Annotated in this window: 18 protein-coding genes; 17 read left to right on the forward strand and 1 reads right to left on the reverse strand. The window is 41.8% G+C overall.

Annotated features, from left to right (window positions below):
- Position 1: 1 nt before the first annotated feature.
- The 10 genes from LXF01_RS07120 to LXF01_RS07165 all read left to right on the forward strand — a co-directional run bounded on the left by LXF01_RS07120 (position 2) and on the right by LXF01_RS07165 (position 4809).
- Positions 2 to 358: a hypothetical protein gene (locus LXF01_RS07120; protein WP_233945436.1), complete on the forward strand. Its 357-nt coding sequence runs from the start codon at positions 2 to 4 to the stop codon at positions 356 to 358.
- Positions 359 to 365: 7 nt separating this feature from the next.
- Positions 366 to 806 carry a gp436 family protein gene (locus LXF01_RS07125; protein ID WP_180182811.1) on the forward strand — a complete coding sequence of 147 codons (441 nt, stop codon included), beginning with the start codon at positions 366 to 368 and terminating at the stop codon, positions 804 to 806.
- A gap of 7 nt (positions 807 to 813) precedes the next feature.
- Positions 814 to 1329, forward strand: coding sequence for a phage virion morphogenesis protein (locus tag LXF01_RS07130; protein WP_233945277.1), 516 nt, complete (start codon positions 814 to 816; stop codon positions 1327 to 1329).
- Positions 1304 to 1726 (forward strand): phage tail terminator protein, encoded by a 423-nt coding sequence (locus LXF01_RS07135; protein ID WP_180073692.1) that lies wholly within the window; start codon positions 1304 to 1306, stop codon positions 1724 to 1726. The genes LXF01_RS07130 and LXF01_RS07135 overlap by 26 nt, the downstream gene beginning before the upstream one ends.
- 9 nt (positions 1727 to 1735) lie before the next feature.
- Entirely contained in the window at positions 1736 to 1906 is a 171-nt protein-coding gene (locus LXF01_RS07140; protein ID WP_168377671.1) for a hypothetical protein, read from the forward strand.
- Positions 1899 to 2633 carry a hypothetical protein gene (locus tag LXF01_RS07145; RefSeq protein WP_233945278.1) on the forward strand — a complete coding sequence of 245 codons (735 nt, stop codon included), beginning with the start codon at positions 1899 to 1901 and terminating at the stop codon, positions 2631 to 2633. The genes LXF01_RS07140 and LXF01_RS07145 overlap by 8 nt, the downstream gene beginning before the upstream one ends.
- A gap of 71 nt (positions 2634 to 2704) precedes the next feature.
- The gene (locus LXF01_RS07150) at positions 2705 to 3295 is read left to right on the forward strand and encodes a hypothetical protein (RefSeq protein ID WP_233945279.1); all 591 of its coding nucleotides are present in this window, start codon (positions 2705 to 2707) and stop codon (positions 3293 to 3295) included.
- A gap of 58 nt (positions 3296 to 3353) precedes the next feature.
- Complete coding sequence (locus tag LXF01_RS07155) at positions 3354 to 3635, forward strand: hypothetical protein (RefSeq protein ID WP_180108216.1); 282 nt, start codon at positions 3354 to 3356, stop codon at positions 3633 to 3635.
- Positions 3636 to 3637: 2 nt separating this feature from the next.
- Positions 3638 to 4291, forward strand: coding sequence for a sulfite exporter TauE/SafE family protein (locus LXF01_RS07160; RefSeq protein ID WP_233945280.1), 654 nt, complete (start codon positions 3638 to 3640; stop codon positions 4289 to 4291).
- Positions 4288 to 4809 (forward strand): hypothetical protein, encoded by a 522-nt coding sequence (locus LXF01_RS07165; protein WP_233945281.1) that lies wholly within the window; start codon positions 4288 to 4290, stop codon positions 4807 to 4809. The genes LXF01_RS07160 and LXF01_RS07165 overlap by 4 nt, the downstream gene beginning before the upstream one ends.
- Before the next feature lie 205 nt (positions 4810 to 5014).
- Here the strand turns inward: LXF01_RS07165 and LXF01_RS07170 are convergent, their stop codons facing one another.
- Entirely contained in the window at positions 5015 to 5347 is a 333-nt protein-coding gene (locus LXF01_RS07170) for an Arc family DNA-binding protein (RefSeq protein WP_233945282.1), read from the reverse strand.
- 117 nt (positions 5348 to 5464) lie between these two features.
- On the opposite strand from LXF01_RS07170, the gene LXF01_RS07175 reads away from it, so the two are divergent.
- The 7 genes from LXF01_RS07175 (at position 5465) to LXF01_RS07205 (ending at position 15710) form a co-directional block, all read left to right on the forward strand.
- Entirely contained in the window at positions 5465 to 5626 is a 162-nt protein-coding gene (locus LXF01_RS07175; RefSeq protein ID WP_233945283.1) for a toxin-antitoxin system HicB family antitoxin, read from the forward strand.
- Between the two features lie 82 nt (positions 5627 to 5708).
- On the forward strand, positions 5709 to 6635 hold the full coding sequence (locus tag LXF01_RS07180) for a phage antirepressor N-terminal domain-containing protein (protein WP_233945284.1): 927 nt from the start codon (positions 5709 to 5711) through the stop codon (positions 6633 to 6635).
- A gap of 66 nt (positions 6636 to 6701) precedes the next feature.
- Positions 6702 to 10337: a tape measure protein gene (locus tag LXF01_RS07185; RefSeq protein ID WP_233945285.1), complete on the forward strand. Its 3636-nt coding sequence runs from the start codon at positions 6702 to 6704 to the stop codon at positions 10335 to 10337.
- The gene (locus LXF01_RS07190) at positions 10334 to 10738 is read left to right on the forward strand and encodes a hypothetical protein (protein WP_233945286.1); all 405 of its coding nucleotides are present in this window, start codon (positions 10334 to 10336) and stop codon (positions 10736 to 10738) included. Before LXF01_RS07185 ends, LXF01_RS07190 begins: the two co-directional genes overlap by 4 nt.
- Entirely contained in the window at positions 10738 to 12798 is a 2061-nt protein-coding gene (locus LXF01_RS07195; protein WP_233945287.1) for a hypothetical protein, read from the forward strand. The genes LXF01_RS07190 and LXF01_RS07195 overlap by 1 nt, the downstream gene beginning before the upstream one ends.
- 3 nt (positions 12799 to 12801) lie before the next feature.
- Positions 12802 to 14421 (forward strand): hypothetical protein, encoded by a 1620-nt coding sequence (locus LXF01_RS07200; RefSeq protein ID WP_233945288.1) that lies wholly within the window; start codon positions 12802 to 12804, stop codon positions 14419 to 14421.
- 53 nt (positions 14422 to 14474) lie between these two features.
- Positions 14475 to 15710, forward strand: coding sequence for a hypothetical protein (locus LXF01_RS07205; protein ID WP_233945289.1), 1236 nt, complete (start codon positions 14475 to 14477; stop codon positions 15708 to 15710).

Genomic DNA, 15710 nt, shown 5'->3' on the forward strand with positions numbered 1-15710 from the left:
AATGCCAAAGTACATAGCAAAACAATCCATCGGGCATTTTATGCCAGGCCAAGAAATCACAGGGCTTGAAGCTAAACAACTTCAGGCCCTTTTAGCATCTGGGGCGATTGAAGAAGAAAAAGCTCCAGCAGAACCCAAGGCTGATGGTGCAGCCGCACGCTTAGCTGAGCTTGAAAAAGCCAATACTGATCTTATTGCAGCAAATAAGCTGATGACTGATGAAAAGGTCAAATCAAATCAGGAGAATGGTGAGCTTAAAGCGAAGGTTGCAGAGCTTGAAAAAGCATTAGCTGCATCTGAAGCTGCCCTGAAAAAAACAACTGCCGAAGCGAAGAAGGCTGCTTCAGAAGCTAAGTAGGTGACCTATGTATGCGACTAAATCTGACTTGGTAGCGCGATTTGGTGGTGAGTTAGAGCAGCTTTTAATGATGCTACCAAACGTCACTGCTGTAGATGATGCCATTCAGGACGCGACAGAGGAAATTAACGGTCACATAGGTGGCCGTTATTCTTTGCCGTTGCCAAATGTGCCAAGCAACTTAAAACGCATGGCATGTGATATTGCTCGCTACCGCTTGTATTTCCAGCAACCAACTGAAGAAGTCCGAAAGCGCTATGAGGATGCAATCTCATTCTTAAAGCGCGTGGCTGAAAACAAGGCACATTTACAGATTCAGTCTGAGGAATCGGACGAGATTATTGATGATGAGCCTACAAAGAAGCCAAGTACTTTACCTATCGGTAGTACTTATCGTGGTGGGGTATTTGGTGACGATGTCTTAAATATGATGCCTAGCATCAAGTGAGGCAATTATGGCGTTTGCAATCTCCATTAAGGCTGATAGCTCACCAATAGAGGCCATTCTTAATGAACTCACTAATTTTGATACCTATAAAGATGATTTATATGTAGAAATTGGTGGGTACGGTGTTGCTTCAACTCAAGAGCGTTTTTTTAACCAACACAATGTAGATGGTAATCCATGGAAGATGTCTTGGCGTGCAAGCTTGCAGGGACGAGAGGGCATGCAAGGTGGTCAGACTGGTCGTGACAATGGCGATTTGATGAATGAGCTGCATTTTAATTTGCATCCAAACGGAGTTGAGTGGGGATCAAATAAAACGTATGCACATGTCTTTCACTTCGGAGCTCATATCACTCCCAAAAATGGCCAGTACATAACTTTTGCCGTTGGTGGTCAATATCGGAAAGTGAAAGAAGCAAACATCCCTTCAAGAACTTTTCTAGGTATTAACGCAGAGGATGAGCAATCAATACTAAACATTGTTGGAGCTTTTATTGATGAGCACCTTCTTCGCGGTACGTGATGAAATTGCAGAAAAACTGAAAGAAATTTCAGAATTTAAGCAGATTTATACCCCGCTAAATTCAGTAGTGGTCACAGAGATGTCTCAGGTCACTCCATCGGCGCATATCAACTTTGTACGTATAGATAAGAAAGCCAGCGCGGGTAAAGGGCGTATTAATCAGATAGGTCAACAGTGGGCTGTGACAGTGGCGTGTCGCAATGCTCAGTCACAGAAGAATGATGGTCGAGCAGTTAGTGATGAAGCAGGGCTATTAACTGAAAAAGTAATTCAGCTTCTTTCAGGTTGGAAGCCGCAATCTTCTCGCAATGAATTAGATCTGATTTCGGTTCGTGATGGCTATAGCCCCGGGTTTGCATACATCACTATTATCTTTGAATCACAAAAATTTATTTAGGAGCCATTCATGGCAAAACAATATAAAGCCCGGCAACCCGTCGGGCGTTTTTCTGCCGGCGATATTGTTGGTGGACTGACAGAGAATCAAATCAGCAAATTACTCGCAGATAAAATCATTGAAGAAGTGAAGCCATCTGCTCCAAATAAACCCGCTAAAGAGGTGAAAACCGATGGCTAAAAATTATATTTCACTCCAAGGTAAATTCTATTTATCTGAGATTGCAAATGGTGTTGCAGGTGCTATGCGTCATATCGGTAACGTGCCTGAATTTGAACTTGAAATCACAACTGATCAGGTTGAGCACACAGAAAGCACATCCGGTCAGCGTACAACAGACTTTGTGCTAACCAAGACCACTGGTGTGAACTTTTCAGGACAACTCGAAGAAGTGGATGATGCCAACCTTCAGTACATCCTTTCTGGTATGAAGTCAGAAGTTGCTAGCGATACAGTGACGGATCAAGCACTGGGTACCGTGAAAGTCGGTGAAGAAATTAAGCTCAACGGCTATAGCCTTACAACAGTTTCGTTTAAAGCTGGTTCTACAGCAGTGGATGAAAGCAAATATGACTTAGATGCTGTATTCGGCACTGTGATCTTTAAAGAAACGATTGCAGAACCAGTAACGGCAACCTACACCACGGGTGCAGTAAGTCATACGACCATTGCGAGTGATTTCAATAAAGAATATGAACTGTTCTTTAAAGGGATTAACACAGCAACTGGTGACAATATGGCTATTCGTTTATGGCGTACTAAAAAATCACCAGAAACTACATTCCCATTAATTCATAAAGACCTTGGCCAATATGAAATTTCAGGTCAAGCCTTATCTGATGTGACCAAAGGAACGGATGCAACACTCGGTCTATATGGCCATGTGGTGACAATTCCAAAAACCTAAACCTATTCAGGCACAAAGAACTCCACGGCGCATAAGCGTCTTTTTTTGTGCCTGAATTTTGAGATTCAATCATGAATGATTTCTTTTTAGCGAATAATCGCTCGATCACAATTAAAGTGCTTGGCAATGATGTGGAAGTGAAGCAGCTGCAGATGCAAAACTTTGATATCTGGTCACCGATTGCATCAGTTATTCGTGACAGACTAAAGCAAAGTGATTATTCAGATTTAATCGGCGCAGGCCTGGTTAAAGATTATGGCGCGCATGTATTTCAACTTTGCTCAATGTGTACAAACACTGAAATAGAGATGCTATTAGATCTCGCTGAATCAGATCCGTTGGAGTTTAGCCATCTTCTTAAATATGTGATCGAAGTAAATGGTGCATATTTCAATGAAGACGTTAAGCCAGGCCCTAAAATTCGTAAGAAGAAAGGTGGTGTTGAACAAACTTGGTTTGATTCATTCCAGTACTTGATAGCTTATGGCCATCGTCATGAAGATATTCTGCAAATGACCTATGGGGCTTTTATTGGCTACTTAAAAGCGGCTGAAAAGTATCAACGAAACCGAGGCAAGTTTGACTCAAATGTCATTCGTGCAGCTCATCATGCTGATAAAAAAGGATTTACAACGTTCCAAGATGAGCTAAGTAAACATTGATGTAAGTTACGGTTTTCACTTAATATGTGCTCAATAATAAAATATTGAGGGTGTTGGGGTGAGAAAGCTAGCTTTAATATTGGCTCTATGTGTGTCTGCACAAGCATTTGCAGTAGATATGAGAGCACTGCGTGGTAGCAATGGTTTTGTTGAGCTTGGTAACTCAGAAGCTAGACTTAAAGATGTACTTGGACAACCTGAATCTGTAGATCGTCAAGTTGTGCACGACCGCAACGGATGGCCACATAAGGGCACAATCTACATTTATAAAGTAGATGGCCAGACCTACACCATTACTGTTATTGGTGGCAATGTTTACAAGATTAATTGGGAGCGTTGAGGATGGAGTTCTCTAAACAACAATTAATTGGCATGATTGGTGGGGTTGTATTATTACTTGGGATTTTTTTACCAGTTGTAAGTATGCCTATAATGGGATCAATTTCCGTATTTAGTAGCGGAAGAGTAGATGGTTATATATTGCTCGGATTGGCAATAATCAGTTTAATACTTTCGTTTATAAACAATTTAAAACCTTTGCGAATCACCGGTGGTGTATCGTTAGCAATGATTGTTTTTGGTTTTATTTACATCTTATTTAAATTAAACAATCTAAAAAGTGATGTTGCTGATAAGTTAAAAGATAATCCTTTTGGTGATATGGCCCAAGCAATGATGAGCACTGTTCAAATACAGTATGGTTGGGTATTTTTATTTATTGGTAGCCTTATGCTTGTTTATGCAGCTTTTGCTAAAAATAGTGAGAAATCTGTAGAGCTAGTTGCGGCTGAATTGATACCACAAGAAAGACAACCACCTAAAATAAGTAAGACAAAATTAGTTGCGACAGATATGTTTGAGCACAACTTAGGTAAAAAGGTTTCACAAGAAGCTCCAACTGATAGAACAGGTATAAAGTCATGTCCGTTCTGTGCCGAAGAAATAAAAATTGCAGCTATTAAATGCAAGCATTGTGGAAGCATGGTGGAAGAATGAAATACGGATTAATTGCAGCCGTAATTGTTGTTATGGCACTTTTTTATTTTATGTCACAAAGTAATAAGGCAGATGCCGAACGACTAAAGCAAGCTGAGGTTGCGCATCAGCAAAGACTTGAGCAAAATAGAGTTGATGAGGAAAAAGCAAAAAAGAGTCTTGAAGCGCAACGTATTCAAACTGAAAAAGCTAGGGCGCTGAAGGCTGAGCAGGATGAGCTGAATAGTCAGAAACAAGCGAAAGAGTTTGAACAAGCCCGACAAGCCAAAATACAAGCAGGGTTAAAGAAAATTGAGGATAAAATCAAAGCCGAAGCATTTGATGCTGCATCAATCCAATTTAGAAACCAAAAAGGAAATTGTGGTGAAGTGAATGCAAAAAATAGATACGGAGGGTATGTTGGCTTTAAGCGCTATATCTATGATCCTCAAACCGATTACGTTAGGATTGAAGGTGAAGCAAACGGATACACCCCATCTCTGGTTATTGATGCTTTATGGAAAATAGAGTGTGAATAAGGAAAAGCACCCTAGGGTGCTTTTTTTAAACCTCATATTTGAGGAGTGATCTGCAAATTTGCATATCATGATGCTGGAATTTCGGCATCATATCGAGACACTCAATTTGAGTGTCTGGAAGCACTTCTCATATTTGAGCATTGACCCTCAAATTGAGGGTCAAGGGTAACGGCACTCAATTTGAGGGTGGTTAGTCAGTGCTGATTTACTTTTCTTGGATGTCCTTTAGTTTTTTGGATAGCAATTGAGATAGGTGTTGCTGTGTTTTAAGTAATTCTTCTTGAATGGCCTTATTTTTTTTCATCTCTAGCATCAAATTTTCTAAAACTTCAACATTTGCTGATGCTGTCATGATGTTATTTAAATGGTTCTGCTCAATAACTGCTTGTCTTTCAGAGAGTTCAAAACTTTGCTCTAGGCGAGCAACCATCTCGGCACTTTGGGATCGATTGTTTTTCTCAGCCGACTCTTCAATTTTTTGTTTTAGCTCAGGCGGCACACGCAATCTAACTATGGTGTGATCAGTTTGATTACTCATTAAAAAAACCTCAATGCCACAAATTGTGGTAAATATTTCGCGATAGGTATTTACATTACCACAAAGTGTGGCTATAGTTATTAAAAGCCACAAAGTGTGGCATATGTGTGAGGCATCATGAAAGACAAAAGAAAAGACTCAACTGACGTGCGATTCCGCTTAATAAATGAATTGCATGAGCCGTTGAAAGAGTTGGCAAAAAAAGATCAGCGTTCAATGAATTATTTAATGAATAAGGCTGTTGAACTTTTATTAAACAAAGAGAGTGCGAAAGCATGAAACTTATAGGCAATAAAAAACCCCTAGCAATCTTGGCGGATGAAGGGGCTTTGAATGTTGACAAACTACAGGAATATCAACAATGAATAGTTTAACTCAAATCGCAGTACCTTTCCATAATTCTGAATTAATTGTTGTTGATTACAACAATCAGCCATACACAGCTATGCGTCCAATTGTGGAAGGTATGGGTTTAGCATGGCAGGCACAGTTTGATAAGCTAAAACAGCGCTTTGGTTCAGTTATCATGGAAATCATGACAACTGGTAAAGATGGCAAGCAGTATCAAATGTTGTGTTTACCTCTTAAAAAACTTTTCGGTTGGCTGATGACAATCAGCCCTAACAAGGTAAAACCCGAACTTAGAGACACGGTTATAAAGTACCAAAGCGAATGCGACGATGTGCTATGGGATTATTGGACAAAAGGGAAGGCGGTTAATCCACGTAAAACAACCCCGAAAGAACGCGAAAATCTACGCCATGCTGTATCGAACTTAGTATCACGTGTGAAGATCAATTTTTCAGATGCATACAACATGGTTTTGCAACGATTTAATGTTGAGCATATTGAAGAGATACCACTTGATAATCTCGATGATGCAGTTGAATACGTTCACGGCTTGATTTTGACATTTGATAAAGTTCAGCAACATTCACCAGTAGATATTAATGCAGTGCAGGATTGTCACGGTGTATTGCAATATCGCTTGATTGAGTATCACAGTCAGCTTGAAAAGGAAGTAAAGCGTTTAGGCGGCAAAATGCCTGAACACCCATCTTTTAATCCTGACCAAGTTGCACAAGCTTTGATGTCAAGAATACTTCAAGGTAAGCAGATGATGATCAAGCTAAATTATCAAGGCGGATTTTCTCTAGATTTGATTCCAAGGGATGCAGTAATGGTGGATGCCAATAGCATTCCAGAATTGGTAAATCGCACTGACCTAGTCTCAAAGGAGCAATTGCCACTAATAGTGCAAAATGCTATGGGTCGATTAGTTAAATAAGATCAGACATTTAAAAACCACTCTTCGGAGTGGTTTTTTTATGCCTAAGATTAAAGGAAAAAGTTCATGTCAGGCAAAAATCTTACTTTTAAATTAATTTTGGATGGTGATAGCAAGGGCCTGGTGTCCGCTGCAAAGCAATCGGAAGATGTAACGAAAAAACTGTTTGATTCAATTAAGTCTGAATCAGAGAAAATTAAACAAGCTTCAGAAGCAGCGTCAAGCCAAGTTGGGAATATCATTCCAAAGGGCACGACTGAATTAGCTGATAAATTAACGCAATCTCTAACAGCTGCAACTGGAATCATTCAGGATGCGGGGGATAATGCTAAATCCACAGCGAATAATTTTACTGATTTTGGGAACCAGGCTGAAAAATCTTTAGGCCAATTAAAAAGCGACTTAGCTGAAGCTAAGCGAAATTTAGAGGCATTCTCCAAAACAAATGCATCACCAGCTGATATTGAAGTTGCACAACGACAAGTCGATCAACTTGAAAAGGAAGTTCAGCAAGCAGACCAGGCATTTAACGATTTTCATGCTGAAGTTGGCAGAGCAAATAATAATTTAAAAGAAACTGATAGTGCTGCTCAAACCGCCCAGAAAGGTATTGCTGGTCTTAAGACTGGGTATACAGCTCTTGTTGGTGCTATGGCTGCCATTGGTGTTGGCCTGGGAATTCGCGAACTAGCCGAAACAGCAGATGCTTATACTAATCTTTCAGCACGTATCAACATTGCGACAAGTGAAGGCGGGAATTTCACTCAGGCCATGGCAGGTGTTCATCAAGTTGCATTGATGACAAATACAAGCCTTGACGCCACAGCAGGCCTATTCACGAAAGTGAATGATGTTGGCAAGCAAATGGGGATGACTCAGCAGCAAAGCTTAGATCTGGTCAAGACCATTAACATGGCCATCCAAACAGGTGGTGGATCAGCGCAAGCGAGTGAAGCCGCAATTGTGCAATTAACTCAGGCTCTACAATCTGGCGTACTTCGTGGTGATGAGTTCAACTCGATCATGGAGCAAGCCCCAGGCATTTCAACAGCATTAGCTAAGTCTCTAGGTGTTACCACTGGTGAGCTGCGCAAGATGGCTGAAAATGGTGAGCTGTCAGCAGAAAAAGTAATTAAAGCACTGCAAGATCAGTCAGCGGCTATTGAGGCAGATTACGCTAAATTTCCGACAACCATTGGGAATGCATTACAGCGTATTTCTACACAATGGCAAATCTTGATCGGCACTATGGATCAATCAACAGGAGCATCGGCAACGGTAGCGCAATGGCTGGTAACTCTTGCTGACAATATGGGTGTAGTGGAGACCATACTTGAAGATATTGGTGAAGGCTTTATTTGGGTGGGGGATCAACTCAAGAAGATTGATCCAGCCACAATTGAAGCCTTAAAAACAGCTCTGACTTCTGCTTATGAGGCAGTTAAGTCGATGGGGAGTGCATTAGGATCAGCATTTGAGGCCACTTCACAAGTATTAGAAACTGTTCTTTCTTCTATATTTGATTTTAATAGCGGAATTGATGGGGCGGATGACAAAACTAATGGTTTTACCAAGGCACTACAGGCACTTGATGTAACACTAGGTACGGTTAGTGATGGTTTTTCAGGGATAGCAATTTTAATCAATCTTATAGCGGGAGCGGCTTATTCAGCAGCAGGGGCATTCGCTTATTGGACTTCAAAAATTTCATTTGGAGAGGCTAAAGAAAGAGCTTTTAAAGATTTCCAAGATCTAACTAAGCTCTCTGATCAGTATTATGAAAAAGCCGATAAGCTCGCGATGGGTTTTGAGTCTAAAAGAAAAGAAGCCGTTGAGGAGATAAAAAAGACTCAAGATGAGAAAAACAAGGAAACAGTTGAAAATAACAAGGCAACTTTCGCTGAATTAACCAAACAAAACGAGGAATTAACCCAGAAGTCCAAAGAGCTTGCCACGGAGCGTCAAAGTATCGATGCACAGCTCAATCAGGCTCGCAAGGACGGCAACCAGTCCACCATTGATTCAATCCTTCAGAAATCCAATGAACTGGAAGCTCGTGAAAAAGAACATGCCACAGCCAAAGCAAAACTGGATAGCGATTTATTAGCATCAGCTCAAGCAACTGCAGAAGCTGCCATTAAAGCCAATGGCGGCGTAATGGATGGCGTGATGCAAGCCGATCTATTAACCAAAGGCTACATCGTCACCATTGATGAAGCGGGTAAAGTTTCAGTTCAGGCAGGTGAAAGCGCAGCGCAGGCAGCAGAAAATGCCAGAGTAAAGGAAGAGGCCTTAAAGCTAGCCAAAGACAATGTCAAAAAAGCTGACGAAGAATTGCTTGCCTACCAAAAACAAGCTGCTGTTGAGCGAGTTTTGTTGGATAAGCAGATCGAGGAGGCAAAAAAGACCGGTGACTTAAACGCATTAGCTTCAGCACAAGCATCAATAGATACTATTAACGCTAAGGAAATTGAGCTTAAGAATAACCGCGATATCCGTATTGCTGAACTCAATAATGCTTTAACTGGTTCTGGTCAAGTTGCTGAATCTGCGTACTCAAGAGCTTCAGCCGCGGCAAAACTATTTGGTGTTGATCTTGATGTTTCATTGAACAAAGTTTCTAAATCATTTTCGAGTTCCGGAAATGAGTTAGAGGAGTTTAGAAATCGACTGAGTGAAGCAGGAATTACTGGTAAGCAAGCTGGCGATGTAACATACCAGGCCTGGTTAAAATGGCTAGAAACAGCCAAAAGTCAGGCTGAAATTGATGCAGCTAATGCCAAAATGCGCGAGTTTGAAGCGCAAGGGGTGTTTTCAACCAAGCAGGTCGAGTTAGGCATCATTGCAATAAAACGGGCAAACTCCGAACTATCCGATGATTTGGATGAAACTGGAAAAGCTTTTGAGCGACTTGGTATTAAAACCAAAGAGCAGCTTAAGCTTGCAGCACAATTGGCTTTGGCTGACTTTGAGCTTGTCCGCAAGAGTGGGCAAGCGACACAAGAAGATCTCCAGAAAGCCTATGAAGAAACTATTCGTTTAGCTTATGCATCTGGAGATGCACAAGCAATTGCTGCTGCAAATTCTAAAGCAGCTTCACTGGGTTTGAAGATTCAGGTTGACGAAACAGGTAAAGCCTCGGTTGTATCAATGTCTAACCTTGAACAGACAATGCACAAGGTAAAGAATGCCACGTCTGGCGCTGAAGATGGATTTCGCAACCTTGGCCAAACTGGTCGAGACGAAGCGGATTCAGTTAAAAGCGCGTGGGAAGAAGCCGTTAGTGCTGCTTCAAGCGGTATGCATGAGACTCGAAAAGGTACCAAAGGTAAGATGGCTAAAAATGCCGAGGATATCGAAGCTGAACTTAAGGCCATGGGATATTCAGATGCGGCTGCTAAACAGCATGCAAAAGATATCTATGAAGGGACCAAAGGTTTGAATGGCTATAAGTCCTCAGGCTTTGGATTCTTTGGTGGCTTAAGCAACGTAGAGCAAGTGAATCGAGAATTAGAGCGTATGCAGCAGTATGCGCCGAATAATGTGTCTACCAAGGCGAGTGGCTTAGGGGCTTCATCAAAGAGTATTTCATATGAACTCAAACTAGGTAATGAAACAGTGCAACTAACAGGATCGGCTGAGAGTCAATCAAGCCTTGAAGCGATGCTTAAGCAGTTGGGTACATTGAGTAAATCAACATGAAAATAAAACGCATCTCAACATCAGAAACCGTCTCAATTGAAGACGGTTTTTTTTGGTCTGATGAATTTAGCTGGAAAGCCAAAGAACAGTCTTTGGAATATGCCATGGATGGCACACCCATTATTCAAGAGGGCACCAAGCTTTCAGGTCGGCCAATCACTTTAGAGCCTGCTGACAGTGGAATGGGGTGGGCATCATTAGGTGTCGTCCGCACGTTGCAGGCCTGGTCAGTGCTCAATGAGCAGTTTCAGATTCAATTTGAATGGGCACATGACACACGTACTTTTAATGTGGTTTTTAATCATGCTGATGGTGCTTTAGAAGCCACACCTGTGAAAGGTATTCCACCTGTATCACTTGATGATCCTATGAACTTAACGCTCAGATTTTGGAGTGAGTAATGCCAATTGAAACTAAAGATTTAGTGATCTATCACGCTGAGCGTGACACCGATAATAGCGACGGTGGTGGGAAATATAACGGTCAGATTGTGGCAGACGGTTTAAGTAATAACTTGTTCAATGACATATCTGAACTAGATCGTACCGTCGGTGATGTATCGATGCGAAAGATCTTTCCAGCTGTGACCACGAATGACACTGACTTACTTATGGGTGCCACGGTATTTGTATCTAAGCTTCCCGAGGATCCAAACGTATCAGCACTACTATTTAGCACAGAGTCATGGACCGACGAACGCCAGGCCGCACAAAACCGTGTCGAAAACTATCTGGCTAAAGGTGGCCAAATTGCTGGAACACCACTGGATACGCACTGGCAAGGTATGTCATCACTGCAAGTGGTAATGTTTCCCCAAGAAACTGAATCCAGTGTCGGTGATACGATCGTATTGATTTCAGATGAAGGAAAAGCGCTTCAATTTGAACAGTACGTGCGAATTACTAAGGTTGAGAACCGCACAGCAGTGATGGTAGTTGATCAAAAAGAAGTGGAATACAAAGTTGCGACTTATCAAATCAATGACCCTTTGGAGCGTGACTTTGTAGGCTTATCGGCTCGTCAGTGGTACGCCGGTAATACACCGTCCAAAACGGTTCTTCGCGATACGCTTGTTGCTGATACTGGTTTGTATTATTCATCGACACAACTAGCATCTGATGCTCATGTTGGTGAATACACGGTTAATGCTGATTCAATGTTTACGCAGCTCATTCCATCTGCTCAAAGTGAAACACCGATCATTGATATCAATGCTGCAGGTGAAAGTGTTGTGTTGGTGCCGGGTAGTGATGGTCGAATTACTGCTAATTTCACAGCAACTATTGGTTCGAATCAAAACATTTTTATAGGTTCATCTGTAATGCCATCTAGCATGTCATTTACATTGTTTGGACAATCAATAGCCGATCAGGCTGGGCTTTTGAAAACTCCCGCAGGCACACAGGTTGGAACAATTGACTACCAGAAAGGTCACATTAAATGGACTGATTCTGCGGGTACAGGGACCACAACTTTAACTATTAGCTTTACTCCAGCTTCAGCTCCGAATCAATACTATCAGTCATATTCACTACCAGTGACAAAACAAACCCAAGCTATGAATTACACGGGTGTGCTGATGCCAACCCCCACCCCAGGGGCTTTATCTATCACTTATATGAGTCAGGGAAAGTTCTACGAACTTAAGGACGATGGTGCCGGACAACTTAAAGGCTCCAACCCTTCATTTGGTTCAGGCATGATTAATTATGAAACTGGATCTTGGATTTTAACAACAGGCGCATTGCCCGATGTGGATAGCCCAATAATACTTCTTTGGGGTACACCAATTTCAACATTTATTCGCTCAAACTTGCCAGTATTACCAGCTAAGTTTGAATTTGATCTTGAGCAGGAGGCTCTTTTAGCAGGTGCTGTATCAGTCACATGGATGCTTGAGGGTGTAGAAAAAACAGCAACATCGAACAATGCTGGTCAATTTGTTGGTGATGCTGAGGGATTTGTTAATTTTGCGCTGGGACGAGGCACATTAATACCCAAAAAACTACCGCAAAAGGGTACGGTTTTTAATTTTTCTTATCAATTTGGGGATGCAAAAATTCAGGATGTACCAGCTGCGATTCCTAATGCAAACCAGCAGTTAGCTTTTACGATAGGTACTGGTGCGGCACTTCAACCAAACTCAATCATGCTTGAAGTGCCACTAACTTCAGCACTTGGTGACACTATAGTTTTTGTTGTAACTGATAATGGATCTGGAGTGCTAACTGACGCATTTGGTCAAGCACAAGGAACAGTGAATTACACAACTGGTGCTGTAGTAATGTCACCTATGATTTTATCGAGTTACTTTTATGAGAAAAAAATAGTAAACAACAATCTTTCAAGTGTGACGATCGAAGGAAGTTCGAGCAGCCCAGGAAAAACTGTGGCTAAGATCGAAAATTCAGTCACATATGCACCAAAAACAAATCCTTGGGCAAATTATGTAGCAGGTTAAAAAATGACAATTTATCAGTCATCAGTTAAAAATATAGTTCAATCCTCTGTGACATATAAAGCATACTCAGAAACAACCGGAATTAAAGCTCGTTATCGGGATGCGGATGGAGGTGCAATAGGTGCAAAGTCAATCACTAGCGGGAATTTAAAGTTTGATCTAACTTATGGTTTTAGTGAACAGATTTTACCAAGCTCTATTCGTTTCATATTAGGTGGAGAGACTTATATTGACCGTACTGGGACCTTATATAGAAATATTGATCAAAATAACGGGAGCGGCACACTTTCGGGTGAGGTTAAATATGGTACAGGTGAGATAAGTGTTAGCTCGTGGGCACCCAACACAGATAACATCTTAACACTGGAGTCATTAGCAACAACAACCGACCTGCCACCACTAAGCCATATTAGCTTCAGAACGCCCGTGATTCCACTTCGACCCAGCTCATTAACCGTGGTCGTAGGCACGCTTGAGCATGGTCAGCTCACACTGACTGCCGATGAAAACGGGGTGATTGAGACATCCCGTGCTCATGGCCTGGTGAATTGGGACAATGGTTTTGTACAGATTTATTTCTACACCAAAACTGAAGTGACTGCTGCCAATCGTGCGGAGTTGGAAGCTGAAGACTGGTACGATCCACTGCTTGAATATGAAGAAGCGAGTAAGACTTACATCAATGTGCCAGTGTGGGTAGATGCTTCAAGCGTTCGCTATAACGCTATTGCTTATACCTATCTGCCGATTGATTCTGAATTACTGGGCTTGTCTGCCACGCGCCTACCCATCGATGGTCGCGTACCGATTTTCCGAGTCGGTGGTATTGGTATTGTCAGCTCAACTAAGTCGCAGGAATTACCAAGTGCGATTGCTGGTACGACATACGATTTAAATGATCAACGTATTGCATGGTGTGAACTTGAAGATGCAAACGGCGTAAAAGTGGGTTATGACCTGTATACAGTTGATTATGATTATGGTCGCGTGACATTGGGTGGTGATTTTGTTCTGGCAAGTTTGGTTGAGCCATTGGTTGCCAAGTATCGTTATCAAGATATGGGGCAGATTCGTGATGTGCAGATTAATGGCCAAGTCACTTTTACCAAGCCATTAACCCACAACTACGATGCAGACAATACGATCGTTGGTTCTGCATTAGTCATTAATGACATGCAGGCACGTTATACCAAGAAATTCGTGCAGCAAACCTGGTCTAATCAATGGTTGGATGAACCGACAGGTACTTTGATTAGTGCAAATTACAACGATGCGCTTTACCCAATTCAAGTCACGAATAAAGGTGCAATTCAGGAGCGTTGGTATATCCAGTTTACAGACAGTACAAACTATAAATGCGTGGGCGAATACACTGGGCAAATCGGTACAGGAACAACGAATGCAGATTATGCACCGATCAATCCGGTCACAGGGGTGCCATATTTCGTGATTAAAAAAGAAGGTTGGGGTAGTGGTTGGGCCAATGGTAACGTTCTGCGATTTAACACCATCGCTTGTAATTTCCCGGTCTGGGTGATTCGCACTGTTAAGCAGTCTGAACCTGCAGTAATTTCCGATGCTTTCCAAATCATGCTGCGCGGTGATATTGACCGTGTTATTTAAAGTTTAAATTCAATATGGCCGCTTTATGCGGTCTTTTTTATGGATATTAAAAAATGGTCGCAAGTACAGATATCAAGTTTTATGTGCATACCAATACCAATGCACCGCAATTAACAAATAATTTCGGCTGTATGATTAATGTGCTTGATGCATGTTTAATTAATGGTATTAATGTTGGTCAAGCAACATCATTAACAGCAACCGGCACGGCAGCCACGTTACTTTTTGGAACAGGTCACAACTTAAAGCAAGGGCAAGTGATTAAGATACATGGTGCAGATCAACCTGAATTTAATGGTGAACATCGTGTTTTAACTATACCAAATAGCAATACAGTTACTTTTGAGTTGTTATCACCCTCGAGTGTATCAATAGCAACAGGCACCATCAATGCTTCTTTACCACCACTGGATTGGGAAAAGCCTTTTTCGGGCACAGGAAAAGCGGCTTATCGCTCCCCCAATACTATGTTGCCGACACGGCCTTTTTTGCGTGTTGTTGATGATATGGATGCCGCCTGGACTTCAACTTATGCCAAATATGCAAAGGTGGGTATCGTTGAGGAAATGACGGATATTGACACTATGTTTGGGGTTCAGGCACCGTTTGATAGCGCTAGCCCAAACAAGAACTGGGTTGGAACTGGTAGCGGCTCAAGTGCTCATAATGGCTGGGCTAAGTGGTTTTATGCTTTGGCATCTAATGAAGACACTAGCTCAATAAAGTCGGCTACGCCGCCAGAAGGTGCAAGGTCTTGGCTAGTGGTTGGTAATTCTGACTGTTTTTATATTTTCAACCGATTCCACACGGATTCTCGGTATGGGCAGCGTTTACTACCTCAATTCTTTGGTGCTATTGATACTGATTATAGTAAGGTATTCGGTCTAGCGGCTGTTTTTGACTACACCAGCGCAAGTACAAGCACTGCACCTTTTTCGGCTACACCTGTTTCTATTTCAGATATAGCAAATCATTTAATATTACAGCGTAATCATAATCTGAATGCCATTCCAGTTTTTTGTAACACAAAATCCCCTGCTGGAAGTAATGTCAGGTCTGGTTTCAGCAATTACATTGCTGCTCCAAGTGGCGCAGTTCCAGTTTTTTCATTCAAGGTTCCTGTATATGAGGGATCCACGCCTAGAGGGGTGATGCCTTTAATTGAGTGGTTGCAGCAGACTACACCATACGCAGACCTGACTTTTTTTAAAGATAGTCAGAGTTATAAAATTGCCGCGAATTGCATGGCTTACGGAGACGGGCAGGTACTCTTTAATTTAGGGAATTAA

Source organism: Acinetobacter sp. SH20PTE14 (genome assembly GCF_021391555.1).
Lineage (GTDB): Bacteria > Pseudomonadota > Gammaproteobacteria > Pseudomonadales > Moraxellaceae > Acinetobacter > Acinetobacter amyesii.